29 protein-coding genes, 1 pseudogene and 1 other annotated feature are annotated in these 26061 nt (G+C 38.1%); of the genes and pseudogenes, 5 read left to right on the forward strand and 25 right to left on the reverse strand.

All coding sequences use genetic code 11. The features are described from left to right. Positions 1–162 precede the first annotated feature (162 nt). The 5 genes from SB717_RS14945 to SB717_RS14965 form a co-directional block, all read right to left on the reverse strand. Positions 163–1164 (reverse strand): DUF3231 family protein, encoded by a 1002-nt coding sequence (locus SB717_RS14945; RefSeq protein WP_410904064.1) that lies wholly within the window; start codon positions 1162–1164, stop codon positions 163–165. Between the two features lie 258 nt (positions 1165–1422). Beyond that, complete coding sequence (locus tag SB717_RS14950) at positions 1423–1701, reverse strand: hypothetical protein (protein WP_013083544.1); 279 nt, start codon at positions 1699–1701, stop codon at positions 1423–1425. Positions 1702–1816: 115 nt separating this feature from the next. Further along, positions 1817–2728, reverse strand: coding sequence for an NAD(P)/FAD-dependent oxidoreductase (locus SB717_RS14955; RefSeq protein ID WP_410904065.1), 912 nt, complete (start codon positions 2726–2728; stop codon positions 1817–1819). Between the two features lie 182 nt (positions 2729–2910). After that, a complete protein-coding gene (locus tag SB717_RS14960) occupies positions 2911–3720 on the reverse strand; it encodes an SRA domain-containing endonuclease (RefSeq protein WP_074680584.1) in 810 nt (269 codons plus the stop codon). Between the two features lie 150 nt (positions 3721–3870). Then, positions 3871–4683 (reverse strand): amino acid ABC transporter substrate-binding protein, encoded by an 813-nt coding sequence (locus tag SB717_RS14965; RefSeq protein ID WP_410904066.1) that lies wholly within the window; start codon positions 4681–4683, stop codon positions 3871–3873. Between the two features lie 320 nt (positions 4684–5003). On the opposite strand from SB717_RS14965, the gene SB717_RS14970 reads away from it, so the two are divergent. Beyond that, entirely contained in the window at positions 5004–6062 is a 1059-nt protein-coding gene (locus SB717_RS14970) for an LLM class flavin-dependent oxidoreductase (RefSeq protein ID WP_410904067.1), read from the forward strand. A 73-nt stretch (positions 6063–6135) separates the two neighbouring features. On the opposite strand, the gene SB717_RS14975 is transcribed toward SB717_RS14970, so the two are convergent. From SB717_RS14975 to SB717_RS15050, 16 genes are all read right to left on the reverse strand, one after another. Further along, the gene (locus tag SB717_RS14975; RefSeq protein WP_410904068.1) at positions 6136–6492 is read right to left on the reverse strand and encodes a DUF805 domain-containing protein; all 357 of its coding nucleotides are present in this window, start codon (positions 6490–6492) and stop codon (positions 6136–6138) included. Positions 6493–6764: 272 nt separating this feature from the next. After that, positions 6765–7181: a DUF4275 family protein gene (locus tag SB717_RS14980; protein ID WP_410904271.1), complete on the reverse strand. Its 417-nt coding sequence runs from the start codon at positions 7179–7181 to the stop codon at positions 6765–6767. 84 nt (positions 7182–7265) lie between these two features. After that, complete coding sequence (locus SB717_RS14985) at positions 7266–8495, reverse strand: MFS transporter (RefSeq protein ID WP_410904069.1); 1230 nt, start codon at positions 8493–8495, stop codon at positions 7266–7268. A gap of 67 nt (positions 8496–8562) precedes the next feature. Then, positions 8563–8807 (reverse strand) — a binding site (T-box leader). A 42-nt stretch (positions 8808–8849) separates the two neighbouring features. Continuing rightward, positions 8850–9464: an AmiS/UreI family transporter gene (locus SB717_RS14990; protein WP_025751370.1), complete on the reverse strand. Its 615-nt coding sequence runs from the start codon at positions 9462–9464 to the stop codon at positions 8850–8852. A 148-nt stretch (positions 9465–9612) separates the two neighbouring features. After that, positions 9613–10794 carry a NupC/NupG family nucleoside CNT transporter gene (locus SB717_RS14995; protein WP_028408959.1) on the reverse strand — a complete coding sequence of 394 codons (1182 nt, stop codon included), beginning with the start codon at positions 10792–10794 and terminating at the stop codon, positions 9613–9615. Between the two features lie 19 nt (positions 10795–10813). Beyond that, entirely contained in the window at positions 10814–11212 is a 399-nt protein-coding gene (locus tag SB717_RS15000; RefSeq protein ID WP_013057475.1) for a cytidine deaminase, read from the reverse strand. 59 nt (positions 11213–11271) lie between these two features. Next, the gene (gene deoC / locus SB717_RS15005) at positions 11272–11946 is read right to left on the reverse strand and encodes a deoxyribose-phosphate aldolase (protein ID WP_045292255.1); all 675 of its coding nucleotides are present in this window, start codon (positions 11944–11946) and stop codon (positions 11272–11274) included. A 21-nt stretch (positions 11947–11967) separates the two neighbouring features. Then, positions 11968–13269, reverse strand: a complete 1302-nt coding sequence (locus SB717_RS15010) for a pyrimidine-nucleoside phosphorylase (protein WP_013057477.1) — start codon at positions 13267–13269, stop codon at positions 11968–11970. A gap of 182 nt (positions 13270–13451) precedes the next feature. After that, positions 13452–13613 carry a hypothetical protein gene (locus SB717_RS15015; RefSeq protein WP_410904070.1) on the reverse strand — a complete coding sequence of 54 codons (162 nt, stop codon included), beginning with the start codon at positions 13611–13613 and terminating at the stop codon, positions 13452–13454. Positions 13614–13780: 167 nt separating this feature from the next. Then, complete coding sequence (gene deoR / locus SB717_RS15020) at positions 13781–14725, reverse strand: DNA-binding transcriptional repressor DeoR (protein ID WP_026106623.1); 945 nt, start codon at positions 14723–14725, stop codon at positions 13781–13783. A gap of 138 nt (positions 14726–14863) precedes the next feature. After that, positions 14864–15415, reverse strand: a complete 552-nt coding sequence (locus SB717_RS15025) for an HNH endonuclease (RefSeq protein ID WP_410904071.1) — start codon at positions 15413–15415, stop codon at positions 14864–14866. Between the two features lie 20 nt (positions 15416–15435). Continuing rightward, on the reverse strand, positions 15436–15837 hold the full coding sequence (locus SB717_RS15030; RefSeq protein WP_410904072.1) for a hypothetical protein: 402 nt from the start codon (positions 15835–15837) through the stop codon (positions 15436–15438). Positions 15838–15875: 38 nt separating this feature from the next. Further along, a complete protein-coding gene (locus SB717_RS15035) occupies positions 15876–16202 on the reverse strand; it encodes a nucleoside triphosphate pyrophosphohydrolase (protein ID WP_074680568.1) in 327 nt (108 codons plus the stop codon). Between the two features lie 34 nt (positions 16203–16236). Further along, complete coding sequence (locus tag SB717_RS15040) at positions 16237–16977, reverse strand: glycoside hydrolase family 25 protein (RefSeq protein WP_410904272.1); 741 nt, start codon at positions 16975–16977, stop codon at positions 16237–16239. A gap of 129 nt (positions 16978–17106) precedes the next feature. Beyond that, the gene (locus SB717_RS15045) at positions 17107–17418 is read right to left on the reverse strand and encodes a hypothetical protein (RefSeq protein WP_410904073.1); all 312 of its coding nucleotides are present in this window, start codon (positions 17416–17418) and stop codon (positions 17107–17109) included. 306 nt (positions 17419–17724) lie between these two features. Beyond that, complete coding sequence (locus tag SB717_RS15050) at positions 17725–17913, reverse strand: hypothetical protein (RefSeq protein WP_016764545.1); 189 nt, start codon at positions 17911–17913, stop codon at positions 17725–17727. Between the two features lie 651 nt (positions 17914–18564). Here SB717_RS15050 and plsY point away from each other — a divergent pair. Next, positions 18565–19152 carry a glycerol-3-phosphate 1-O-acyltransferase PlsY gene (plsY, locus tag SB717_RS15055; protein ID WP_028412953.1) on the forward strand — a complete coding sequence of 196 codons (588 nt, stop codon included), beginning with the start codon at positions 18565–18567 and terminating at the stop codon, positions 19150–19152. Between the two features lie 285 nt (positions 19153–19437). Next, positions 19438–20310, forward strand: a complete 873-nt coding sequence (gene htpX / locus SB717_RS15060; protein WP_063247783.1) for a protease HtpX — start codon at positions 19438–19440, stop codon at positions 20308–20310. Positions 20311–20353: 43 nt separating this feature from the next. Here htpX and SB717_RS15065 read toward each other — a convergent pair whose 3' ends face one another. Beyond that, positions 20354–21340 carry an MBL fold metallo-hydrolase gene (locus tag SB717_RS15065; protein WP_098622551.1) on the reverse strand — a complete coding sequence of 329 codons (987 nt, stop codon included), beginning with the start codon at positions 21338–21340 and terminating at the stop codon, positions 20354–20356. 308 nt (positions 21341–21648) lie between these two features. On the opposite strand from SB717_RS15065, the gene SB717_RS15070 reads away from it, so the two are divergent. After that, complete coding sequence (locus tag SB717_RS15070; protein WP_014459650.1) at positions 21649–21972, forward strand: YnfA family protein; 324 nt, start codon at positions 21649–21651, stop codon at positions 21970–21972. 122 nt (positions 21973–22094) lie between these two features. On the opposite strand, the gene SB717_RS15075 is transcribed toward SB717_RS15070, so the two are convergent. The 3 genes from SB717_RS15075 to SB717_RS15085 all read right to left on the reverse strand — a co-directional run bounded on the left by SB717_RS15075 (position 22095) and on the right by SB717_RS15085 (position 25238). Further along, on the reverse strand, positions 22095–23378 hold the full coding sequence (locus SB717_RS15075; protein ID WP_047931829.1) for an ABC transporter substrate-binding protein: 1284 nt from the start codon (positions 23376–23378) through the stop codon (positions 22095–22097). Between the two features lie 70 nt (positions 23379–23448). Further along, complete coding sequence (locus SB717_RS15080) at positions 23449–24276, reverse strand: carbohydrate ABC transporter permease (RefSeq protein WP_057244665.1); 828 nt, start codon at positions 24274–24276, stop codon at positions 23449–23451. Continuing rightward, positions 24276–25238, reverse strand: a complete 963-nt coding sequence (locus SB717_RS15085; RefSeq protein ID WP_057244664.1) for a carbohydrate ABC transporter permease — start codon at positions 25236–25238, stop codon at positions 24276–24278. Before SB717_RS15085 ends, SB717_RS15080 begins: the two co-directional genes overlap by 1 nt. A gap of 248 nt (positions 25239–25486) precedes the next feature. On the opposite strand from SB717_RS15085, the pseudogene SB717_RS15090 reads away from it, so the two are divergent. After that, positions 25487–26011 (forward strand): annotated as a pseudogene (locus SB717_RS15090) (SDR family NAD(P)-dependent oxidoreductase); the annotation flags it as partial. Positions 26012–26061: the final 50 nt, after the last annotated feature.

Genomic DNA, 26061 nt, shown 5'->3' on the forward strand with positions numbered 1-26061 from the left:
CAACTTTATCACTCCCCTTTTTTATTATAAAATTGTAAATTTATAGTTTATATATCCTTTTTATTCAAAAAACAAACCGTTCAACGAACAAATAACGACATTTTTTATGCAAAAGAAAAAACTTCTTTCAAAAAAGAAGTTTTCTTCATGTATTATGCTTTTCTATTTAATCAAATCATTTCGGTCTTCCATACTTGGCGGTTCCTCAAGCCACCCGTTTTTGGCCATGATTTTCCCCCCGTCTTGCCCGTATGTTAAAATGTCTTTGGCCGTACTGACAAGAGTAAGAGGAAGATCTCCACGTAAACTAAATGCAGTGCCTAGAGCGTTGCTTCCCAGCCCAAAACTGCAGAACAAACTCACGCAGTACATCATTAGTTTATCTGAAAAAGGTGCTACTTTTGACTCAGTTGCTTTCGCTCCCCACGTTGCAGGCGTCTGAATATCGCTCTCTAAAAGAATTTTGCTATAATCACTTACAATTTTCTTAGCCAGCTCTTTTCCTTTTACAAAATACTTCTTTACTTCAGGCTCACTTGCTACTTGAGCAAACCCTGTGATCATTTGCATGCCAAGAATGTTGCTTTCAATAGCGTAATAAATATGTGCTACCTCTACAGTATTTAATGCACGTTTACTGGAAAATAAATGGAGGCCATTCATGTAATCTGTACCTTCAGCAAACTTCGCTGTTTTAGGTACTGAAACAGCTGGAGGCCTTGGAAGCACGTTTTTTTCCTGAAGATAATCTACACATTTGTCATAGCCACTTTGCGTGAAAGCGGTAAGCTCTTTATATAGAGAGATCATGTCTTTTCTGTAGGACATGGTTAAATGAAGCGTATGTAGCCCCATGCTAATTTCTTTTAAAAGGCGAAGAAACATAATATCAAACATTTTATCATAAAGCTTAGGAACACCGACATTTACGTCTTTTTCTGTGTATCCTACCGGTATGGCTGCCCCTTCATTTTTTAGAATCGTTTTGATATCTTCAATATAGTTCACCACTTGCATATGCGTATCTTGCATAATTTCTTTTGCCCCGTCATCTTCTGCGTGCGCAATAAAATATTCTAAAATTCTTCGGATCATTGTCTTTTGCTGATAGGTCATCCAAAGAGTAGCAATTTCACTTGAACTTAACGGTATTTCTTGACTCATACACTAAACCTCCTGCTAGGGATACATACGTAAAGCGCTATTTATTCAAAAGTCGGCATCTGTACAAGTGAAGGTTGTATTCTACTTTAATGTTCATTCACGTAATCAGATACAAAACTCTGTCTCTTCCTCAATTAATTCTGCTTCATTTACTATGCACAAACTGGAAGAATTCTATGTATTTACCCTCACTTTTAAATAGAGGAAACAAAAAAAGCCCCCTTCTCATTAAAGGCGCTTTTTTCAAAGAAAACGTTTTTATTCCATCGTATCAGAAATTCTTTTGTAGCTTCCGCACTTTTTTAGATATTGAATGATATCTTGATCTTTTACACGCTGAATAGCTGATCCGAACAGTTCTGCTGCTACCTGCATGCGTTCATGTTTATGTTCAATGGTCATAATATATCGAAGCGCATCCACAACCGGTGCATTGTGACGTGTACGACGAGTTATGTACTCGTGGATGGCTTCATTTAACCCTTCCGATTCCGCTTGTTGAAACTCAGGTTTTCTTACTGCTTGACTATATACCACTTTTTTGCCACTCCTTCTCCTCATTTTTAGTCATTTTTTATCTTTCTTTTATTTCCATTTCCCTAACAAAAAGGAAACAAAACATGAAATCTTAACTTTTTTTATAAAAAAACAATTATTTTTCATAAAGCTCTAACAAGCGTTTGTGTATCCAAATAGCTGCTTGTAAACCTTCTCCCATCGCTACCGTAACTTGTTCAGAATGAGCCACAATGTCTCCTGCTGCCCACACGTTTGAAACATTCGTTTCTTTTGTACGTGAATTTACGATAATGTGCTGATTTTCTAGGAGTTCTACTCCGAGCCCATGCGCTAATTCTGTTCGAACTTTATTTCCTCCAAACGCTAAAAAACCTCTTTCTCCATAGATAAATTCATTGTTTTCGAGGATGACTCCTTTTAACATTTCTGCTTCAGTTATGACTTTTTTTATTGCCTCTTCTTTATAGGTAATTCCCTTTTGCATAAAAGCATCTGCTAAAGGTCCAATCTCTTTTTTGTCATGATTAATGTACGTAATGTCGTTTGTCCAATATGTTAACGTAAGAGATAAACTGGCTCCTGCTTTTCCCGACCCTAGTACTAATACCCTTCTATTATTTACTTCGTACCCGTCGCAGTCGGGACATACATATACGGTTTTTCCCATACACGGATATAGCTCTTGCTGAAGTTCAGGCGGAACCCGGTCTACTACTCCCGTCGCAAACAGTAGAGTAGCTGCTTTGTAGTTAGCAGAGTTTGTGATGACGTTAAACCCTTCTATTTCTTTTTCACACTGAAGGACACGCTCTTCTGCAAATTGAATGCCGTAGCTTTTTGCTTGCTGCCTTCCCGTTTCTCTTAGAGTTTGCCCGCTTATTCCCTCAGGCCATCCCAATATATTTTGATAATTTTTGCAAAGATTGGAACGTCCATCGTTTGAATCAATAACCAATACACTGCGCTTATATCTTCCAAGCTGAATAGCAGCTTGAAGTCCTGCAATTCCTCCACCTATAATGACGCAGTCATGCTTTTCTGCCACAGCACATCACCCCAGCTTTTACTATTTTCTAAACGAAAGCTTCAGTTCTTCATTATCTGTTCTTCTATTATTTTTATACGCTTTATTGTCTTTATTTTTTGAAGTCATTCTACATACAAAAAAACCGCCTCGGCAGCTGCCCTGCCTAGAGACGGTTTTGTATAAAATGAAGAAAGACGATATTACTCATTTTTCTTTCCTGCTTCTTTTTTATTAATTTTAGTAATCAGCTCTTCTTTATGTACTTCACTACCTTTCCCGTAGCGTAGACGGCTATGACAGTTGGGACATAGTGCCGCAGCGTCCTTTGGCTTAGCGAGTCCGCTCTCTGAAAGCTTTGAAAGATAATACATTTGCAAAAAGGCGCTTCCATCTTTTGCGATAAACGGCGCGCTTTCTCCGCAGGCTTCACAAATACCAGCTGCGCGTTTGTGAACATATTGTTTAAGAGCTGCCGTTTGCTCATAAACACTTGTCTTTTTTTCTTTCCCTGATGCCATATGACGAAGCTGTTCAGTTGAATAAAGTGAAACATCCAGCTTTGCTGCTTTTTCCTCGATCACGGGATTTCGTTCAAGTTCAAAAATAATGGCTTCACGAAGCTCTCCGTCTGAGTCCCACATAATTTCTAATTGATGATTAATATACGTCACTTCATCAATAAACTCGACTACTCCAGGCTCCACGTAGTGAAACAAGTAAACGGCTTTTCCTGATAAAAAATGTTCACGAAGCGCTTTATTGCCTTTAATGAGCTGCATCGATCCTCTTTGACCTTCTCCCGTATGGAAAAAAGCGGTTTTATCTCTATTCCACCCGTGTCCTGTTCCGTATTCACTTCCGCTTTCTTTTGTGAAAATAAAAATATATGGATGCACTTTTGGCGTTGATATTTCGCTTTGTTCCTGTCCTTTATAAAGCTTATGAATTTGTTTTCTGCGATAACGATGTCCTTTTTGAAAGAAATCTCCGCGCTGTAAATCCGTAATCAATGAATTGCCTCCTACTGCGGTCCTGCTTTTATAGTACTTATAGCTCTACTATACACTAATTTTTGTTTTCTTTGCAGATCGTTTCTTCTATCTATTGGATTTATATCATACAAAAAAGCAGCTGTATGGGCAGCTGCTTTTTTGCTATAGTCAATTTTGCACGGTATAGTCTTCTCCTAGCCATTTTGTGCTGAGTTTTTTTAACGTACCGTCTTTTTTCAGCTTTTTAATCGCCTGATCAACTTCCGACTTTAACTTTTCGTCTTTTTTGTTAAACATAAAATACACTTTTGAATTAATCACAATATCTCCAACCGTTTTTTGCTGAAATTTCAGCGCTTGATTGCTAAAATTAATGGAAAATGGTGTCGCAAGCGTAGCATCTGCTCGGCCTGTTTTTAATTGAGTGGTAGCATCATCCGCACCTTGACCGGCGTAAACTACATCGATTTTATTGCCGTGTTTTTGATTGTATTTGTCTAGATAAACAGCCGCATTGCTTGTAGCTCCTACAATCATTTTTTTACCTTCTAAATCTTTTAAGGAATGAATATCATTTCGAGTTTTAGGAACTGTTACATAAAGCGGAGAATAATTATATGTTTCATCATTAAATAAAAATTTTTTCTTTCGCTCAGCGTTTTGAGCCATATTATGAGCAATCATATCAATTTTATTACTTTCTAAGCTCAGAAGCAGATTTGAAAATTCCATCGTTTTAAATTCAAATTTATAATCCTGTAGCTCTTTGTCGATTGCTCTTACTACTTCTACATCATAGCCGGTCAGTTTGCCTTTATCATTGATAAAGCAAATATTAGGAAACTGAGTGCCTGTTCCAACAACAATCGTTTGAACATCTTTTTCTTTCTTTTCTCCTGCACTTGAAGATACGTTTGTTCCGCAGCCTGCCACGCTAACAGCTACTACAATTGAAAGTAAAAACAGCCAATATTTTTTCATACGTTCCTCCCCTAAATCCCTATATTATCTAATAAAAAGAGGCTCTTGATAAAGCACCTGCTTCATCAAGAGCCTCTGGTTAACCAGTCGGCATACTTCGTGTAAGATTATTCACATCATAATACTAGTTAACCGATAAATCAAGTAGGTTTTCAGAAAAAGATTATCTTGACAGCTCGGTGTCTACCGCTTAAGATACAACTAATAAAACAATAAAACTACATATCTACCAGTCAACTGGAGGCAAATGGACACGATAATAAGTGTACGTTTGCTTTTTTTATTGTCATCCATCATTTTATCTTTTGGAGGTAAAACGTATGAAATTTGCTTTATTTAGCCTTATTCAAAACATTCCGAACCCGGTTACTGGAGAAACATTAACTGCTCAAGAAAAATTTCAGCATGTGTTAAATCAAGCAGTGCTGGCAGAAAAATTAGGTTTTGATGCTTACGGGGTCGGCGAAAGACACGGAGCTCCTTTTTTGTCTTCTTCTCCTCCCGTTGTTTTAAGTGCAATCGCTGCTAAAACGTCACACATTCGCCTCCTTACTACCGTTACCGTTCTAAGCATTTTAGATCCTGTACGAGTAGCTGAAGATTATGCAACGCTTGATCACCTGTCGGGTGGACGCCTCGAACTGATTATTGGAAAAGGCAACGACCCGCGTCATTATCCGCTTTTTGGCATTACAGAAGAAGAACAATGGGAATCTCTTGCTGAAAGATACGCTCTTTTGAAACAGCTTTGGACAGAAGAAAATGTCACGTGGAGCGGCCGTTATCGTCCGCCTTTAACTAACGTTACGACTCAGCCTCGACCGTTTCAGCCTTCTATTCCCGTTTGGCATGGAAGTGCGTCAAGCCCGCTGTCTACAGAACTGGCGGCTAAATACGGAGAGCCGCTATTTTCATCTAATTCCTTTCACCCTCAGGCTAAATATAAAGCGCTGATTGACCACTACCGCGAACGTTTCGCTTATTATGGCCATGACCCACGCAAGGCCATCGTCGGTTCGGGGACGAGCAGCCTATATATTTCTGATACAACGGAAGAAGCGATTCGCCGCTATCGTCCGTACTATAACGCATTTAGCAATACAGAAGCAGCGAAGCATAATCAATCGCCGTTCACGTCACTAGAAGATATCGTTCAACACGGCCCTGCTTTAGTAGGAAGCCCGGAGCAAATCATTGAAAAAATTATAGACTATCACCGCGCTTATGGAAATGAAGTGCTGAGCATCAGCGTAGACGGTCTAAGCGAAGCAGAGCAGCGCGAACAGCTAGAGCGTTTTGCAAGTGATATTGCACCTGTTCTTCGAAAAGAAATTCCCAGCAGCGTGTGGGAAAATAAAAAAAAGAAAACTCCTTTTTAACAGGAGTTTTCTTTTTAGCTAAAAATAATTTGTCTATTAATTTATCAACTTTTAAACTAATAAACTACTCTGGTTAAGATGCCTGCGTGTCTGTGTCGTAAATATTGGCCGTTACTTCACTTCTTTGACAAAGTAAGATGAGCAGCCAAATGCCTCCGATAACTGGAACAAAGTTAATTAAATACCACCAGCCGCTTCTTCCTGTATCATGCAGTCGGCGAACAGTAACTGCAAGTGAAGGGAGAATCATTGCTGCTGCGTATAACCATATTAAAATAGGTGCAAAGAGTGTAAGTGAATCAATGAAAATAAATATAAATGGAACAAGCGCAAAGATATAACTAAACAATGTAAACATCCAATACTCTTTATGTGTTGCTCTTCCTTGAAACGTTGCATAATTTTTTAGTGCATGTAAATACCACTTCATATAAAAACCTCCTTTTTAAACCGAATTTTGTAAGACAAGCTTACTAGCAGTAATTACCTTAGCATACAAAAAATTAATTTCATCTCCTATTTTTTGAAAAAATCCCAAATGGCAATATAGATATAGGAGAGAGATGGATAATAATTAGTAATAAATACCCAAAATTTTTAGATCAGAGACCATTTTATACCTATAATTACTTTTAATTAATAAAATGTTCTTTTATAGAAAAAAGCTGCCGTATTAATAAACACGGCAGGCTCTATCTTTACTTATGTTCGGTAAAAGTAAGGCCCACATGAGCTTTCATGGGTAATCACATAAGACCACGTAAAATCTTTATCAACCACATATAAATCTTCTAAATACATGTTTGTATTTTCACTTAAATCAGCGCTTATTAGATACTTACATTTAGATAGCTGCAGCACTCGTTCATCATCCTCAAACAGCAAATAACAGTCGTTTATTATTTGCTGTTCGAACGCTTGAATCGCTTGTTCTCCTTGTAAGCAAGGGAGCTTTTCATAGCTAAATGCATGCCATAAAAATTGGTCCATATAAATTTTCTTTTTTTGCGATGCGCTTAAAGCACTTGCAAATTCATGTTCCCATCGCTTTCGAAAGAATTCACCTTGATTCGATAATTTTTTAACAAACATTCCTTTTTTCTTTAACGCATCTTTCATTTTCACTGTGCTTTTCCATCCTTTATTCTGTATTCATTTCTTGTTATCGGCTTCTTAGCTTATTTTTCCACTAGTACCCGTGCGTTAGATTCTTTGCTTTTTGACCAAATTCACTTTATAAAAAGTCGGCTTTAACGTGCACAAAAACAATACAATTGTACTTAAAAGCATGATCAGGCTTCCACCAATTACAGCTCCTTGAATCGAAAAGATGTGCGCAGCCATGCCGCATAAAAAAGTCATGATAATGATCAGAAGTGACTCAAGCAGTCCATATATGCTTCCTACTCGACCCATCATGTCAACGGGAATACTGTTTTGATAAAAGGTTTGAAAACCAGCACTTGCAAAAGCTAACGCAAAGGATAAGCTAAAAAATCCTGTTCCCATGGTTTGAAAAGAAGACGAACACGCATACAGCAAATAGCCAAGCGACACTCCTACACTGCCGGCGCCTATGAGAAAGTTGGTCGACAGCTTCTTAGCAAACAGTGTGTTCACAACTGCTCCAATCATAATGCCAGCGCCTGCTATGCTTAATAAAAATCCGTATTCACTTTCGGACAAATGAATGACTTTTGTTGCAAATGAGACTTCAAGAGAATCAATTGCCGTGGCCATGACCATTAAGAAGCTGAATAATACATAAATGGTGATAATGTATCTGTTGGCTCTACTGAAGTGAAACACCGCTTTCCAGTCTTCTCGAATGGTGTTTACAGACAGCTTATTTTCTTTAACTTCTGTTTTTGTATCCAGGTTCGGCATGAACAAAGTAACCACCCCTGACAATACCAGCGCTGCAGCATTGGCATAAATGGCAAACGCAGGCGTTCCAATCATAAATAACGCACCTGCTGCGGCTGGCCCAATAAGAAAACCACCTGAGTCAATCAAACTGCGCAGCGAATTAAATCTTTTTCGTTTTTCACGTGGAATAAGCTTTGTGATATAAACCATCGATGCCGGCCGAAACATTGAACTTGCCATACTGATGATAAATACGAGCACATAAATGATCAGTATGGATGAGAAAAACGGAAAGCAAGCAATAATCCCCGCGCGCGTCCAATCTAAAACCATCATAAGCTTCCGTTTGTTCATGCGGTCAATTAAGCTTCCAGACCATATATTTGTACATAGCGCAGCAAGCGGCTTTATCATATATAGCCCTGAAACCGCAAGCGGCGAATTCGTCATATCAAGCATCATTACATTTAAAGCAATTAAATAAATCCAGTCGCCGATATTGCTAGTGCCAATTCCAAACAGCAATAAACACGGGTATTTCCAAGACAACAGCTTATTTTTCATAAAAGAAAGGCCTCCGCTTCACTATTGATTTTTGTCAATAAAAAAATCCCACCCCCAAGACATTTGTCTTAGGGGCGAGATTATGAATCGCGGTGCCACCCTAGTTTGTTCATATGTCGCCATATAAACCTTATCGAGTACGGCTTTCGCTTATACTCTAGCTTTGTAACGGAAGCAGCCGTCGCACTATCACGTTAGATCCAATGCGCTGCTCAGAGGCTTGCTTCAACAGCGTTTCTCTTGCTCCTTTTCAGCTTCCGGAGCTCTCTGCTAAGAATACGCACTGTCTACTTTTCTCTTCACGGCATTTAATTTTTAACATCTTACCATTATTATCTATTTTTTGTAAATACTTTATTTCAAAATCATTTTTTGCGGCTGAGAAAAGAATAGTCGATACCCTAGATATACGAAATAAATGATAGAAGCCACCAGCACGATTCCCCACATATTGTACATATCCTTATTTCCCCATACGCCTGTTAGTGAAAACAGCGCTGGAATCGTCAACGTCACCCACGACTGGACAATCGCCACTTTCCCCACATATGCAGATACATCTTTTTTGCTCGTGTTAAGCACATAAAATAAAAACCATAAAAACGACCAAAGAATCCATGTAATGGCGTTAACTACGTCATGATAGTGAACAAGAGAAACCGTAACGTACACTAAAGCGATAATCGATACCCAAAGCGAGTAATAGCCAAGTCCTGTTCCCTGCATTCCCTTTAATACAGTCACCCCTACATACAAATACGTAAGGCCAAATAAAAAGATTGCCGTTCTTTCATACAAAATCCAGTTGCTTTGATCTGACGTAATAATTAAATAAAACGGAACAATAACTTGAAAAGCTCCAACAAATAAGTTAAATACGCCTACGTTTTTTTCATCTGCTTTTCCAAGCAGCATCAGTCCATTTAAAAATAAAGCTGCTCCTGACAGCAACAGTCCAATTTGATCCATTTTTCAGTAAGAAAAGCCCCCAGCTTTTCTTGTCCTCCTCTGCGTCGATGTTTTTCTTTAGGATGTACGGAGTTGTAGTTTACATGTAAAAAAGAAAAAGCAATTCCTTTTGAAAAGGAAACTGCTTTTCTTTCTGTTTCTATTACACTTATAAAATGAAGCTGACAACAATTGCTGACAGTACGCTTACAAGCGTAGCTCCGTATAGTAAACGAAGACCAAAGCGCGCTACTGTATTTCCTTGCTTTTCGCTTAAGCCTTTAACAGCTCCTGACACGATTCCAATTGATGAGAAGTTAGCAAATGATACTAAGAATACAGATACAATTCCAAGCGTTTTAGCACTGAATGTTGAAGCCATATCCGACAGGCTCATCATTGCCACAAATTCATTTGTTACAAGTTTTGTTGCCATAATTCCACCCGCTGCCACAACTTCTGAAGCAGGAACACCCATGATGAATGCAAACGGTGCAAACACATAGCCAAGCAGATGCTGGAACGATAGACCAAATAACATTTCAAACACGTTATCAATCGCAGCCATCAGCGCAACGAAACCAATCAACATCGCACCTACGATAATCGCTACTTTAAATCCATCCATAATGTATTCGCCAAGCATTTCGAAGAACGTTTGTTTATGACCAGTTTGTACTTCTAAAATATCTTCTTGATCCGTTACTGTGTAAGGGTTAATGATAGAAGAAATAATAAATCCACCAAACAAGTTAATCACAATTGCTGTTACTACATATTTTGGTTCAATCATTGTCATATAAGCACCGACAATTGACATTGAAACAGTCGACATAGCTGATGCACAAAGCGTATATAAACGGTTTGGCGGCAGTTTGTCTAGTTGCTTTTTAACAGTAATAAATACTTCTGACTGACCTACAATCGCAGAAGCTACTGCGTTATAAGACTCTAATTTTCCCATTCCGTTAATCTTGCTGAGAACTAAGCCAATCCATTTCATAATGAACGGAAGAATTTTAAAGTGCTGTAAAATCCCAATCAAGACAGAGATAAAAACGATAGGAAGCAGCACGTTTAAGAAAAACGGCATTGATCCTTTATTCGCGATTCCGCCAAATACGAACTCTACGCCTTCATTTGCGTATGAAAGCAGCTTTCCAAAAACGCTGGCAATCGCATTGATAATAATCAAACCAAACTTTGTATTAAGAAGTAAAGCTGATAAAAGAACTTGAATCACAACCATAATAACGATTGGTTTGTATTTGATTTCTTTACGGTTATTACTTGCAAGATACGCTAATCCAAAGACAACGAGTAACCCTAAGATGCCAATTAAATATTTCATAGTATCCTCCACTGCTTACTTATTTTTGTAAGTCTTTTGATGAAAAATAGCCTGGTAAGATTTCGTTGATGTTGGTAATCACAAAATCTCCTTTTAGGTTTGCTAAGATAATTTGTGTGTGATCATCACAGAACTCAGCTAATACTTGTCTGCATGCGCCGCAAGGAGAAATTGGGCCGTCCGTATCTCCTACAACTGCGATAGCTGAAAACTGCTTGTCCCCTTCTGAAACAGCTTTAAAAATAGCCGTTCGCTCAGCACAGTTCGTCAATCCATAGGAAGCGTTTTCAATATTACATCCACGATAAATCTTCCCATCAGTTGTTAAAAGAGCTGCACCAACATGAAAATGAGAATAAGGTACATGTGCTTGTTTGCTTGCTGCAATTGCTTCATCTATTAATTGTTTTGGCTCCACCTTCATCATCCTTTGCTTAGTTTACAGCAGGTTAGCTAGTACTAACCTGCTGTCAGTTATTAATAATCAGAGTTGCTTAATTGACCTTTTGCAATTGATACGCCAGAGCTTGCACCAATACGTGTTGCACCAGCTTCAATCATTGCTTTTGCATCTTCTAAGCCGCGAACGCCGCCAGAAGCTTTTACACCTACATCTGGTCCAACCGTTTTTCTCATAAGCGCTACGTCTTCTACCGTTGCGCCTCCTGTTGAGAAGCCTGTTGACGTTTTAACAAAATCAGCTCCAGCTTTTACAGCTAGCTCAGAAACTGTTGCTTTTTCTTCGTCTGTTAAAAGAGCTGTTTCAATAATTACTTTTACTAGCGCTTTGCCTTTTGCAGCATCTACTACTGCTTGAATGTCGCTTTGCACTAGGTCATAGTTTTTATCTTTTAACGCACCGATGTTGATTACCATATCTACTTCATCTGCACCATTTTCGATTGCATTTGTTGTTTCAAATGCTTTTACTGCTGAAGTAGTAGCTCCAAGAGGGAAACCGATTACCGTACACACTTTTACTTCTGGAGCATCTTTTAATAACTCAGCTGCTTTTTTTACCCACGTTGGATTTACACAAACCGAAGCGAATGAATATTCTTTTGCTTCTTGTGCTAAAACAGTAACTTGCTCTTCTGTTGCATCTGCTTTTAATAATGTATGATCAATAATACCCGTAATGTTTTGACTCATTTTGTTATTCCTCTCTCTTTCTTAATGAATTTCTTTATAAATTAACGTTGGAGCTTCCACTTTTTCAGCGACCGTGCTGTAAGAATCATAAACGATATCCATTACTTCCTGTACATCTTCGCTATTGCTGTGGATTGTAACAAGAGAGTCGCCTTTTTTCACTGAATCGCCAACTTTTTTATTTAGCATAATACCAACTGCTAAGTCGATTTCAGATTCTTTTGTTGCACGTCCTGCACCTAGCTTCATTGCCGCTACGCCGATTTTTTCTGCAACGATTTCTGAAATGTAGCCATCTTCTTTTGCTGGCACTTCAATTTTGTGCGCTGCATCCGGTAATTTAGAAGGATCGTCTGCCACAGAAGCGTCTCCGCCTTGTGCGCTTAAGAACGTTTTGAACGATTCTAATGCTTTTCCGTTTTTAATTACTTCTTGAAGCATTGCACGCGCTTCATCTAAGCTGCTCGCTTTTTCAGCAAGTACAACCATGTGACTTCCTAATGTTAAGCAAAGCTCTGTTAAATCTTCAGGACCTTCGCCTTTTAACGTGTCGATAGCTTCTTTCACTTCAAGCGCATTACCAACCGCAAATCCTAGAGGCTGGCTCATATCTGAGATGATTGCTTTTGTGTTTCGGCCTACACCTTTTCCGATTTCAACCATTGCTTTTGCTAATTCTTCAGCGTCTTCAAGCTTCTTCATGAATGCGCCGTTCCCCGTTTTTACATCCAAGCAAATGGCATCTGCTCCAGCTGCAATTTTCTTACTCATAATTGAGCTTGCAATTAACGGAATCGAATCAACCGTTGCTGTTACATCACGAAGCGCATAAAGTTTTTTATCCGCCGGCGTTAAGTCTCCGCTTTGACCGATAACGGCAATTTTATTTGTATTTACTAAACGAATGAATTCTTCGTTTGTAATTTCAACGTGGAAGCCAGGCACTGCTTCAAGTTTATCAATCGTACCGCCAGTGTGTCCTAAGCCTCGGCCAGACATTTTGGCAACCGGTACATCAACCGCAGCTACTAAAGGTCCTAATACAAGTGTTGTTGTATCACCTACGCCGCCTGTGCTGTGTTTGTCTACTTTAATACCTTCAATTTTTGATAAGTCGATTTGATCGCCTGATTCAACCATTGCTTGCGTTAAATTTACGCGTTCTTCCTGCGTCATTCCTTGAAAGTAAATTGCCATCGCAAATGCTGATAGCTGATAATCAGGTAAATCCCCTTTTGTATAACCTTCGATAATAAAATCGATTTCAGCTTTATTTAATTCATGTCCATTACGTTTTTTTTCAATTAAGTCAACCATTCTCATGACGTTTTCCCCCTAAAAGTATCTGCATATTGTGCATCCACTAAAACGTTTTCAACAACTTACACCCTTACTATATAATAGCTTTGAACAATTGTAAACAGATATATTTACATTTGTTCAAAAATATTTATAGCGTTTGTTTTAGTGAATAAAAAAAGACTTCCGCACTCGGAAGTCTTCCCTTATTTTTCAGCTTTTATCACAAATGACAACATGATTCGGTACTTATTCTTTACCTTTTTATAAGGAATTAATACATATGGCTTATCAAGCGGCGTAAACCGTTCAATTCCTTTTTGATTAGCATCCGGAGAGAAATACATTCTTCCCCACCGTTTAATCATATAGCCTGTGGTTCCTTTGGCAATCACTCCGTCTTTTGAGACGTCTATTTGAAAAGGATACCGGTTTCGCTATGCCTGCAGAGATGACGCAGAATAAGATACGATATCTTCTGCTATTTCAATCCGATGAAGCTTTTGCTCTTAAAAAAACAGCGTCTTCATCTCCTTTACTCTTGTTTATCTAATAAAAAGCGCGCCGTGAACTGATCCGTAACGAGCACATTTGCAAATTTCCCTTGCAGCGCTCCGTAAATGCTGTCGATTTTCTGATCTCCGCCGGCTACTAAAATGGCGTACTCTTTCTTCTTCAGCTCTTCCAAATCAAGTCCAAGCGTCCGTTCGTCCAAGCTTTCATTGCAAATTTGTCCATCTTTATCAAAAAAACGTGAACAAATGTCTCCTACTGCTCGGGAGGAAATCATCTCTACATCTTGTTCGGAAAAGTAGCCAAGCTGAAAAAGCAGCGAATCCGTTTTAATGGGTCCCGTAGTAAAGACGGCAATGTTGGCTTGCTTGCCTAAATCTAAAATGCGCTTAATATGACGGTCCGTTTCCATTGCTTTTTTGACTACCACATGATCAACAATTACAGGCAACGGAAGATGCATAGGAGGCGTATTGTATGCCTTTCCAAATAAGTACATAATTTCAGAAGCATACGTGCTCGTTTCCGAATGGCTTACTCCGCCTTTTAACTGCACAACCTGCACGTCATTCACATACTTTTGTTTTAAATCGATGGCTACTTGATAAAGAGTTGTTCCCCACGTCACCCCAATAATATCTCCATCTTTTACAATGTCATAGAGATAGTCAGCTGCTGCCACGCCTAGATGACTTTTAATAATGTGATTTTCATATTGAGGCACCGGTGTGACGATTGCTTTTTTTAGATTGAATTTTTGTTCAAGCTGAGAAGACAATTTTTCACTATTGATAGATGAATCCACAATTTTAATTTGAACAATGCCTTCTTCTTTTGCTGTCTGCAGCAATCGAGAAACCGTAGGCCTTGATACACCAAGCTTTTTTGCAATTTCACTTTGATTATAATCAAGAATATAATACATCCTTGCCGCTTCAATCACCTTATTAAATTTCTCTTGATCCATCTCCATCGACTTGTTCTCCCTTACCTCATGAATTTCTTATCCCAATTTTACCAAACTTATGTCTTTAGTTTACTTGTTTGGTGAACAAAATTTCAAGAGGGGATTTTGTAACTGAGATGAAAAGAGAAATACTCGGGTTTAAGGAGACCAGTTTTCTACGTATCCATTCATTCCAGCATACTCATAAAGAGCTTCTAACTTACGCTCCGAATAATAGTTAAAATCATTGTGAACTGCTGTTAATTTAAGATTCTCATTACGAACAAACATCTTCTCAAGGTATAAGCTCTTAGCAAGTTTATTGCTCTTTTTTGTGTTGCAACTTTGACAGCTTAACACCAAATTCCACATATTATCTGATTGGATATAACTCCATGGAATAAAATGATCTACATGAGTAGCGATGCGTTTATCAGAAAGAACTTTCCCACAATAAAAACATTCTTTTGTTTCGTATTTCCAAAGTATGTTATAGAATGCATGCAGCGATTCGCGTTTTGATATATTTTCCACTTTCAACAAGACATCTTCTAACTTATTTTTGTCATTATGCTTTTCTAAAAATTTCGCCAAATGATAATTGGTTAAATGAGTAACAATTTGTCTATATTTTTGTAAAAAAATATACATACTGCTATTAAACTTTATGTATTCTGTTCTTTTATCAAACTCATAAATAGAACCTTCCATATCTCCGTATAACGCCCCTACTACATACCTTGCCCCCACTTTTTAGTTCTTTCTACTAACTGCAATTGAAAATTACTTGGTAAATGATCGAATACTACTTTATTGGGGACACCATACATTAACTGAAATTCCTTTAACTCTTTTTGAATTCCAGCTTGTCTATTGGGTGTATTTAATTGATTTAAATCATGATGAATAACCAAGTTCCAATATATTTTAGCAAATGAAAAATACACTTGATCAAACGTGAGTACTAACCGATTGTCAACGTTATATAGGTTTTCAATTAAAGCTTTCATTAATCCATATTTATACGTTGTGGTAAAGTGACCATTAGCAAAAAATTGATTAATGATCTTCCAAATTTCTTGTTCTGTTAAATAAGCTTTTTTTATTTCTCCTACTTTTAAATTAAAACTCACCTGCCACCGCTCGCTCCTCCCACTATTGCACCACCAAACTACGCTTCTTCTGTTTCCACTAAATAAACCCGATCATCAAACTTCCCGCGCTCCTTGGCCTTCTCCTCACGCACTTTCTCAAGCTGTTCTGGCGTGGCCCCGTGCACAGCTGCTAGCGCGTGCATAACTTCCAGTAAATCTGCGAGCTCTTCAATAGCATCTTGATGCGTTGGGGCTTCTATGTATTCTCGAAGCTCTTCTTTTGCTTTTTTTATCAGCTCATTTTGATATTCTTCTCGCTGCAGCACGCGTGATTTGAAGGTTTTTCCGCTTTGTTCAATAATAGTAGGAATTTTATCTCGTACTAGCTTGTTATAAGTAGGCATTATTTTTTCCTCCATCTCTTACCTTTCTAGTAAACTAGTATCTTTCAAATTCTGCTTTATTTCCGTTAAATACATTTAAATCAATAAACGTTTCTTTACCTTTATAGCCGCTTAACCGCCCTTTGTCCGTATACTGCCAAAACGTCCATTCTTTCTGCTCTTCAAGAGTAGGCTTTTTCACAACATCGCGAATCCAAATATCACACCCAGGATATCTGTTTTTAATATACAAATCATACGCTTTAGGCGTCGTATAAAGAATGACGCGCTTGTCATAATGAGATTTAAGACGTTTAATCATGCTAGAAAGCTCCTTGTATACATGTTTCGGAGACGGAAGGTTTTGTTTTTTATCTCCGTAAAATTCTACATCAATTACTGGAGGCAGATCGTTATTTTTAAGAGAGACCGTTTTGATAAAATTAGCCGCTTGTGTGGAACCTTTTCTATCGTAGCTAAAAAAGTGATAAGCTCCGATCCGCATGTTTTTGCGATTTGCTTGTTCCCAGTTTTGTTTAAATAAAGGATCTTGAAATGAACTTCCTTCCGTTGCTTTAATAAAAGCAAACTGAATATCTTGTTTACTCAGCACATTCCAATTAATCTCCCCTTGATAAGTAGATACGTCTACGCCTTTTACATCATAGCGGTTGGCACTTATCGCATTAGGAATTACCCAGCCTTTACTCCATAGTAAAAATATAAAGCTTACAAGAACGACTAATATAACTCCTACGGCAAGAAATCTTTTGTTCTTTTGATTTGCTTTATCTATTGTGTTTACCCCCTTTTTTTAGAAAATAATGCTAATATTCTAACATAAAAAGGATTTTCCAAAGCAAAAGAGCCTACAAGTCTTTATTTGGAAATATAAAAAACCACCTAAAATCAGGCGGCTCTTCTTTTATGCTGCGTCTTCAGATGGTTCATTATCTTTGGCTGCTTCTATAAGTAAGAAAATAGCCGTTAAAATGTGCATGATCATGCCGACCACAGGAATCCACGCAATAGCGGAACAGACAATTCCCATGATATGCCCTGTCCGAACTTTGTTTGTTTTAATGGCAAATACTAAACCTACGATATGCAATGCGAGCATTAGAATAAGCGGCGTGTAGGCTAGGCTTATAACCAAGGTGCCACCTAGAAGTGGAATCCCCCAAAGGGCCTCCAATCCTCCGCCGACCCATTTCAATATACGACTTGCTTTTCCCATTGTATCCTCCCCCTTTGTCTTCAATGTATGCAAAGAGGTTTTGTTTCTGAACGTTTGTATATGAAAAAAGTGGCAAAAATACGTGTACGAAAAATAAATCGATAGTCCCGTATAAAGATACGTTTTTATACGGGACTAGTGTAATAGTGGAAAATGAATGAGAGGAAAAGGCGTTGTTTTACATGTAATAACGAGAAGCTCTTCGGAAAGAGAACGAATTAAATATAAACAAAAAAGCCGAACTCAAAATGTAAGCTCGGCTTTTTCTTATATAACAAATAGAAGTATTATAAAATGTTTGTCGTATTAGTGTTCTCGACTCTTCTCAAATTTTTCAACAGCTTCAAAATCAAGCTCGGCTGATATCCAATCGCCTTTTTCCGGGAATTCTAGATTTCGAACGACTATTTTATTTGGCCCTTTTTTTTCTAAAATTTTCGCCTGGCAGTTTTTGTACATAACTACTTCTCGTTCTTTGATATCTGTCCACAACAAGTGCAGAACCCCTTTCAACTTTAAGAAGTTAATATTTCGAAACACTGTTTTACATTTTATTATATTTTTTTTGATTTGTTAATTTTTTTGTCTTGTTTTTCATAAAAAAATGATCAAAACGCTTTTTTCTACTACAATATACCCAAAATATCTTTTAATCCTTAAACATTTATGTTATATTGTAAAAATTGTATTACAAATTTTTTATTTTTGTAGAAAAAAGCAGAACGGCTTATGCGCAAAAAACTTTGCTGCTTGTAGCAAGTTTTTTTATTTTTGCCTTTTAGCCTATCCTCTTTTCTTTTTTTCACATAATTATAATGGACATATCAATTCGTCCTAATACGTAGGAAGGCTTGAAAATTCAAAAACATCTTAGCATAAAGCCATAAAGTTATTCCGCTAAAAATACAGTTGAATTTAAAAATACTCTACCGAAACAGCCAAAACCCTCTATCCATACAAAAGACTGCTTTTACCGCGTTTATCTTTTGTAGAGATATAAAAGGCTACCTTCCACTATTTAAGAAACCGCAATTTACTCGCTGGGAAGCAATACATACTGATAGAAGTGTTCAGAAACAAAATAAATTTTACTCTTGATATCTGGCTATAAAATGAATAATAACAACACAATTTGAGGTGCCAATAATGAACGTATTAACAAACGCTATAATTATCTTATTAGCTTATTTAATTGGGTCAATTCCTTTTGCTTTAGTGATTGGAAAGGGCTTTTACAAAACCGATGTTCGCAAGCACGGGAGCGGTAACTTAGGAGCCACTAATACCTTTCGTACTTTAGGAAAAAAAGCAGGTATTATAGTATTGATTGGAGATATAGCAAAAGGTTCGCTAGCTGTCTGTTTACCGCTTATGATGAATAGTCACTTGCATATGCTTGTCCCTGGGTTTATCGCTATTCTTGGACATAGTTATCCGATTTTTGCAAAGTTTAAAGGAGGAAAATCTGTAGCGACTGCCGCTGGTGTATTCCTTGCATTTTCACCATTAGCTTTCATTCTAGGGATTCTTGCTTTTTTAATTTCTCTCAAAATTTCTAAATACGTATCCTTATCTTCACCTATTGGCGCATTGGTTGCCTTTTTAGCATCAATCTATGTAGGTGATGTAGTATTAATAGTATTCGCAGCCGTTATTTTTGTTTTTATTACATGGAAGCATATTAAAAACTTCAAACGCATTAAATTGGGTACAGAACCTAAGGTTAATTTTTAAACGTACTAAAGTTGGTAATCTTTAAATGGTGTTACCAAAAAGGTGTTCATGAGTTGAACACCTTTTTAATTATTTTAGTACGTCTTGTCCCAAGATAGACGTAAATTATGAAATTTCTTTAAAAATGATCTTGATTATAGACTAAACAATACATTTCATTTAATATTTACTATTTAACCACTTAACATAGTAATCTTTTTAATAACTTTGAATAAATAAATGAAACCTTTCCTCTCCACTAACCGTATACCTATCATGCACGTATTAGTTAAAGGAGGAAGACTTGTGCTAAAACGAATTTCACTGTTTATTTTCGTTAATATTTTAGTATTAATTACGATCACAACGATTACATCTTTATTAGGTGTTCAAAGCTATATGGGAAGCGGCGGTTACGGCGGCCTGCTGGCATTTAGCGTCATTGCCGGCTTCAGCGGCGCGATTATTTCTCTTATGATGTCACGCGTGATGGCAAAGTGGATGATGGGTGTTCAAGTTATTGATGAACGTTCCCCTCAAGGTGAATACGAACGGTTTGTTCTAGAAGAAACGCACCGACTTGCATCTGTTGCAGGATTAAGAAAAATGCCTCAGGTCGGAATTTATCATTCAGCGGAAGTTAACGCTTTTGCAACAGGGCCAAGTAAAAGACGCTCACTTGTTGCTGTTTCAAGCGGAATGCTCGAACGAATGGACCGCGATGCGATCAGCGGCGTTATCGCTCACGAAATAGCGCATATTAAAAGCGGTGATATGGTCACAACTACGCTTCTGCAAGGAGTATTAAATACATTCGTTATTTTCTTCTCTCGTTTAGTAGCCAAAGCGGTTTCAAACTTTGTGCGAGAAGAGTTTGCGATGGTTGTTTATTTCCTTACATCGATTGTATTTGAGATTCTCTTTAGTATCTTAAGCAGCCCAATTATCTTCTGGCATTCAAGAAGACGTGAATTCAAAGCCGATGAGCTTGCAGCTAAACTCGGCGGCAAGGAAAAAATGATTTATGCGTTAGAATCGCTTCGTCATACTACTTCATTAGTAGATGATCGTCAAAAATCCATCGCTGCTTTTAAAATTAGCGGTAAAGAAAAATTCTCACGCTTATTTTCTACTCACCCGCCGCTCGAAAAACGCATTGAGCGCTTGCATTCACTATAAGCAAAAGAAACCAGCTTCTTTAAAGAAGCTGGTTTTTTTTATGTTATGACTGATGAGCAAGCACGCGTGCAGCTTCCCACAGTAAGACGCCTTCTTCATTTTTGGTTAATTCAACGTAGCCTTCTTTTTCTAAATACGTAAGCTGGCCGTACACTTCTGAGAAAATGAAGTCAGGTGCTTTTTGATACATATCCGGGAAAAAAGCAGCGCTTACTTCAAGCGTTGTTTTCTTTCCTTGCCCCATCGCTTGTAACACGCGCAGCGCCCATTTATGCTGCTTTTGAATACGTTCCATAATTAAAGAATGAATGTCACTAAGCGGTTCACCATGACCGCTATATATCAAATCAATGTCGTAGTTCAACGTTTTTTCAAGAGACGCCAAGTAGTCCAATAGCGGCGTTGGCTTGGGATTTTGAATGGTTGGCTCTAAATACGGGTTTGACGGTACTTTTGGCAAAATATGATCTCCGCCAAACGCCACCTTTTCTTTGCGATTGTAAAACATCAGCTGACTTAAAGAATGCCCCGGTGCTTCAATCACTTCCCAATCACTCGCATACGGAAGTGTATCGCCTTCTTTTAAATAACCCGTTAGCTTCTGCCCTTTAGGTGAATATACTTGAATTGCAGCCGTTGCTTTACGAAGCCATTCTTCCATTACATCATCACTGACTCCAAACTCCATAAGGAAATTACGGTATAGCTCGCTATGCTGCTGAACAAACTCTTCATCTTGGTAAATCCAAGGCTCCACAAGCTTATGACCGTAAACAGGTATATCACTCGGCAGCCATTCTAAAAATCCAGTGTGATCCGGATGCTGATGAGTCAGAATAACTTGTTCAATATCTGTTACTTTATATCCTTCTTTACGTAGTGCCTCTTCAAAAACGTCCCACGCTTCTTTTGTTTTCATACCTGCATCAATTAACGTTAACTTGTCTGCTTTTAATAAAAACACATTCACTGGTCCAATTGGAAATGGTGTAGGCAGCTCAATGCGTATCACTTTATGATCTAAACTCATTTTACCAAACCCCTATATCTGCATTCTTTTTACTTTTTTATACTGTTAAACGTTTTATTCTTTTAGATAGTCAAATTCCTTCTAACTTCTACTTGTAAAAGTACGCTGAGCAGCAGTCATTACATAGCTCTTTATACTCGTACAAACATTTTATATAAACTCATACTATTAATAGTTTAGCAGGTTTGAAGACAAATTGATAAAGGAATGCTTTCCAGTGTACTTATTTAAAGCAAACGAAAAGTTCATCAAACGAAAAAAGTAAGATAGAATAAAGAGACGAAATGATGATATAAGGAGTATAGTTTATGATTAAAGCAATTTTTCTTTTTATCTTAGCGGGTCTTGCTGAAATTGGCGGAGGCTATCTGATTTGGCAGTGGTTGCGCGAAGGAGCTTCGAGCTGGTTAGGGCTGCTGGGCGGTATTGCTTTGGTGCTGTACGGCGTCATTGCCACGTGGCAATCGTTTCCGGACTTTGGGCGTGTATATGCAGCTTACGGAGGTATTTTTATTGTTTTAAGCTTGTTTTGGGCGTGGTGGGTTGATAAAAAAATGCCCGATACATATGATTGGATTGGCGGACTTGTGTGTCTGATTGGCGTAGCCGTTATGCTTTGGCCAAGAAGTTAAGTGATAACGCAGAAAGCGGCAGAATACATGAATTCTGCCGCCTTTTATTTTTTTAGATAAATACAGCTATATTGCCAGTTTATGTACTCACAAAAAAGACAACCCAAAGGTTGTCTTTTTTATTACTTCAACTCAGCCCATCTTTTATCTAATGATTTTAACAGCTCATCTTCAGATGTTTGGCCGCCGATGTATTCTTGTACATCCGCTCCAAATTTTTGCGTTACGCCTTCAGGGAATTTTGTCCATTCCCAAGGAAGCGTTTTTTGATCCTTAGAATATTTAAGAAGTTCTTCGCCTAAAGGTCCAATGTCTTTTGCTTCAATTGATTTAAAAGCTGGAATGTACTTAAAGTCTTCTACTAACGCTTTTTGGCCTTCTTTAGATGTGACCATCCAGTTTAAGAAGTCTTTTGCTGCTTTTTTATCTGCCGCTGGTGCTTGTTTGTGAATAACCCAGTTGCTTGGAACGTCGATTGCAAGCTTGTCAGCTACAGCTGCATCATCGCTTAACGGCATAGGTAGAATACCTACATCCATGTTCGGCGTAATTTTATTAAGCATTGGCTGAATCCAGTTTCCTTGCTGAATCATCGCTGCTTCACCGTTCGCAAATTTCGTTACTTGTGTGTTGTAGTCCGTCGTTAACGGATTTTTATTTCCATATTTCACTGTTAAATCAAGCAGCTTTACATACTGTTTGAACTGCTCGTTTCCTGCAATTTTCGTACTGCCGTCATTTAATCCTTTAATAAATGCATCCGGATCTTTTTGACTGGCAAATGGAATGTTTAAGCCGTGGTTTCCAAGCACCCACCACTCGCCGTAGCCGATAGAAAATGGCGTAATGCCGGCAGCTTTTAGCTTTTTAGCCGCTGCTTCTAATTCTGAATATGTTTTTGGAAGTTCTTTAATGCCTGCTTTTTTGAACAGTTTTTTGTTATAGGTAAATCCATAGCCTTCGAGACTGATCGGCTGTCCATATACTTTACCGTCCATCGTCATGGGTGTAAGTGTGTTTTCGTATGCGTCATCAATCCAAGGCTGATCCGATAAATCTTCTAATTTATTTTTCCACGTTTTCGCCTCTTGATATCCGCCGTTTGTGAAAAGGTCAGGTGCATTCCCCGACGCAAACTGCGCTTTTAAAGCTGCTGCACCGTCAGCTCCTCCACCAACCGTTTGGATATTAAACTTTACGTTTGGATGTTCTTTCGTATATTGATCAGTTAGAGCTTTTAGCTGGTCTGCAATTTCTACTTTTCCTTGAAATACATCTACTACTACTTGATCTCCGCCGCTTTTTTTATTACCAGATGCGCTTTCGTTTGAACATGCGGTTGAAAATAAAAGCGTAGCCGATAAAACACCTGCTGCTAAAGGCCATTTTTTCATTTTGAATGCCATTTTCTGTTCCTCCCTATTTGCTGCTGGTTTTGATGCCTCAGCCTCAAAACCAGCCCTGTTGCCGATACTATTATTTAATTGAACCGCTTGTAATTCCTTTAACAATGTGTTTTTGCATTGCAAAGAAGAAGATTAATAGCGGGATAATACTGATTACAAGTGCTGCTAGTGCTAAATCCCACTGCTTTGTATACTGACCAAAGAAGAAGAATGTCGCAAGCGGAATCGTTCTTAGCTCAGGATCTTGCAGAACAAGAGACGGAAGTAAGAAGTCATTCCAAATCCACAGGCTGTTTAAGATAACGACAGTTACTGTAATTGGCTTTAACAATGGGAATACAATTCTCCAAAATACGCCTAGACGTGAGCATCCGTCGATGATTGCTGCTTCTTCTAGCTCGACTGGAATTCCTTTAATAAATCCGTGGTATAAGAAGATCGTCATACCTGAACCGAAGCCTAAGTACATGATCACAATACCCCAGATGCTGTTTAACAGATTTAAGTTTCCTGCTACTTTTACAAGTGGAATCATGATGGATTGAAACGGAATTACCATTGCCGCTACGAATGCCATAAAGATAATGCTGCTGATTTTTTTCTTTGTTCGAACCAGCATGTAAGCTGCCATTGAACAGAAGATGACTAGAACTGCGTTACTGATGACTGTAATGATCAGCGAGTTGCTAAGCACTTTTAAGTAATTCATTTGGTGGAATGCATTAACAAAGTTTTGAAACTGAATCGTTGTCGGCAGGGCCGATGTGTTTGATAAAATTTCTGCAAATGACTTCAGTGAGTTTGAAAGCACATAATAAAAGGGAACCAAGAACACTAGTCCAAGCAGGACTGCTAAAATTTCAACAATAAAGGTTTTGCTCGTATATTTGTTTCCCATCACGATTCAACCTCCTTCTTCTTGGTGTATGTTACTTGAATAATTGTAATTGCTGCTACGACGATGAAGAAAATTAAGGCTTTTGCTTCACCTAGACCGTATCTGTTATTCACAAATGCTTCTGTATAAATGTTAAGCGCTAACATTTCTGTTGATTTGAATGGACCACCGTTTGTTAATGATAAGTTGACATCAAATACTTTGAATGACCATGAAATCGTTAAGAATAAACAAACCGTTACTGCCGGCGCTACCATTGGAATTGTGATGTGACGAAGAATTTGCCATCTGCTTGCTCCGTCAATTTTTGCTGCTTCAATCAGCTCTTGCGGTACGTTTTGCAGTGCTGCTGTGTAAATAAGCATGATATAACCTGCTCCTTGCCATACACTTACAATCACGATGCCCCAAAATGCTGTTTTTGCGTCTCCCAACCAAGGAAGTTCAAAAAGCGAGATTCCCGTAATTTGTCCGATAGATGCAAATCCTTTTACGAAAATGAACTGCCATACAAATCCTAGTAAAAGTCCGCCAATTAAATTCGGCATAAAGAAAACCGTACGTAAAATGTTTCGTGTTTTTAACATTTGAGTAACAAGGATTGCTAACACGAACCCAACCACATTCGTTAAGATAATCGCAACGACCGTATATTTTGTTGTGATCCAAAACGACTGCTGGAACTGCTTATCTTCGGTGAACAAGTACTTAAAGTTATCAAGTCCCACCCAGTTAATCGTGCCGTTTACTCCGTTCCAGTCTGTAAATGAGTAATAAATCCCTGTAAAAAATGGTATAAGTACAATCACACAAAACGCTAAAAGTGCGGGCCCTACAAATAGTGCAAATAAACCTACATTTTTCAAATTTTTACGTTTTTTCGTATTAATGGATGGTTCTCTTTTAAGTTCTTGCTTTAAAGGAACATATTCTGTCTCCTGTAATTTACTTTGGCTATTCATCTTACTAGCACCTCCCTATGTCTTATTTTAGCGAAATCCGCTATTTATGAAACCGCTTTAATTGACGAGTAGGGTGTAAAATATTGACCTTTGTGCAACATTTTCTCCCCTGTGCACATTTTACGCCCTTTTTTAAAACATGGAAGAAATAAAAGAAAAAGCTAGAAGTGGACGACGTATCTTCTTATCTTATACACTAGAAAAAAGATGTAGTTGGAAGGAACATACGCATGACAGCAAAACGAGCGTTAATTACGGGTGCCAATCATTTAGGTCACTTTTTATTAACTAATTTACTTTTAAATCCATTAGAAAAAGCTCAACAAGGACGCATTATAAACGTTGGCTCCGGTGCTCATAAAGCTGGAAAAATAGACTTCAATAATCCTCACTTAACAACAGGATTCGGAATATGGCGGGGATACTCTCAGTCTAAATTAGCAAATAACTTATTTACGGTTCATTTAAGTAAAAAGTTAAAAGACACCTCTGTAACCGTAAATTGCCTTCACCCCGGAGCCGTTTCTACCGCTATCGGCGTTAACCGTCAAACGGGCTTTGGAAAAAGCGTTCACGCCGTGCTTCGCCCCTTCTTTTTAACACCTCTTCAAGGTGCCGAAACAGCTATTTATTTAGCAGGCAGCCCTGAAGTAACGCATATTAGCGGCGCTTATTTTTATAAAAAACGCGTGACTCCTCCTTCTCCAAGAGCAAAAGATGAGCGACTCGCAGAAGAATTCTGGGACTGGAGCGCGCGCGAAGTTGGCTTATAAAGTAGATCGATACGCTTGGGAAAGAAGAAAGTAATGAAAAAAGGTCAGCT

It is taken from the genome of Priestia sp. SIMBA_032 (assembly GCF_046535215.1).
Taxonomy (GTDB): Bacteria; Bacillota; Bacilli; order Bacillales; family Bacillaceae_H; genus Priestia; species Priestia aryabhattai.

Excerpts from the sequence above, each read along its gene's own strand:
- SB717_RS15085 (WP_057244664.1), bottom strand. The coding sequence starts at position 25,238 with ATGAATAGCCAAAGTAAATTACAGGAGACAGAATATGTTCCTTTAAAG.
- SB717_RS15035 (WP_074680568.1), bottom strand. The coding sequence starts at position 16,202 with ATGCCTACTTATAACAAGCTAGTACGAGATAAAATTCCTACTATTATT.
- SB717_RS15015 (WP_410904070.1), bottom strand. The coding sequence starts at position 13,613 with ATGATTAAACGGTGGGGAAGAATGTATTTCTCTCCGGATGCTAATCAA.
- plsY (WP_028412953.1), top strand. The coding sequence starts at position 18,565 with ATGAACGTATTAACAAACGCTATAATTATCTTATTAGCTTATTTAATT.
- SB717_RS14995 (WP_028408959.1), bottom strand. The coding sequence starts at position 10,794 with ATGAAATATTTAATTGGCATCTTAGGGTTACTCGTTGTCTTTGGATTA.
- SB717_RS15010 (WP_013057477.1), bottom strand. The coding sequence starts at position 13,269 with ATGAGAATGGTTGACTTAATTGAAAAAAAACGTAATGGACATGAATTA.
- SB717_RS15070 (WP_014459650.1), top strand. The coding sequence starts at position 21,649 with ATGATTAAAGCAATTTTTCTTTTTATCTTAGCGGGTCTTGCTGAAATT.
- SB717_RS15045 (WP_410904073.1), bottom strand. The coding sequence starts at position 17,418 with ATGGGAAAAGCAAGTCGTATATTGAAATGGGTCGGCGGAGGATTGGAG.
- SB717_RS15080 (WP_057244665.1), bottom strand. The coding sequence starts at position 24,276 with ATGGGAAACAAATATACGAGCAAAACCTTTATTGTTGAAATTTTAGCA.
- SB717_RS14945 (WP_410904064.1), bottom strand. The coding sequence starts at position 1,164 with ATGAGTCAAGAAATACCGTTAAGTTCAAGTGAAATTGCTACTCTTTGG.
- SB717_RS15065 (WP_098622551.1), bottom strand. The coding sequence starts at position 21,340 with ATGAGTTTAGATCATAAAGTGATACGCATTGAGCTGCCTACACCATTT.
- SB717_RS14985 (WP_410904069.1), bottom strand. The coding sequence starts at position 8,495 with ATGAAAAATAAGCTGTTGTCTTGGAAATACCCGTGTTTATTGCTGTTT.
- SB717_RS14990 (WP_025751370.1), bottom strand. The coding sequence starts at position 9,464 with ATGGATCAAATTGGACTGTTGCTGTCAGGAGCAGCTTTATTTTTAAAT.
- deoR (WP_026106623.1), bottom strand. The coding sequence starts at position 14,725 with ATGGATCAAGAGAAATTTAATAAGGTGATTGAAGCGGCAAGGATGTAT.
- SB717_RS14975 (WP_410904068.1), bottom strand. The coding sequence starts at position 6,492 with ATGAAGTGGTATTTACATGCACTAAAAAATTATGCAACGTTTCAAGGA.
- SB717_RS14970 (WP_410904067.1), top strand. The coding sequence starts at position 5,004 with ATGAAATTTGCTTTATTTAGCCTTATTCAAAACATTCCGAACCCGGTT.
- SB717_RS15075 (WP_047931829.1), bottom strand. The coding sequence starts at position 23,378 with ATGGCATTCAAAATGAAAAAATGGCCTTTAGCAGCAGGTGTTTTATCG.
- SB717_RS15025 (WP_410904071.1), bottom strand. The coding sequence starts at position 15,415 with ATGGAAGGTTCTATTTATGAGTTTGATAAAAGAACAGAATACATAAAG.
- SB717_RS14965 (WP_410904066.1), bottom strand. The coding sequence starts at position 4,683 with ATGAAAAAATATTGGCTGTTTTTACTTTCAATTGTAGTAGCTGTTAGC.
- deoC (WP_045292255.1), bottom strand. The coding sequence starts at position 11,946 with ATGAGTCAAAACATTACGGGTATTATTGATCATACATTATTAAAAGCA.
- SB717_RS14980 (WP_410904271.1), bottom strand. The coding sequence starts at position 7,181 with ATGAAAGATGCGTTAAAGAAAAAAGGAATGTTTGTTAAAAAATTATCG.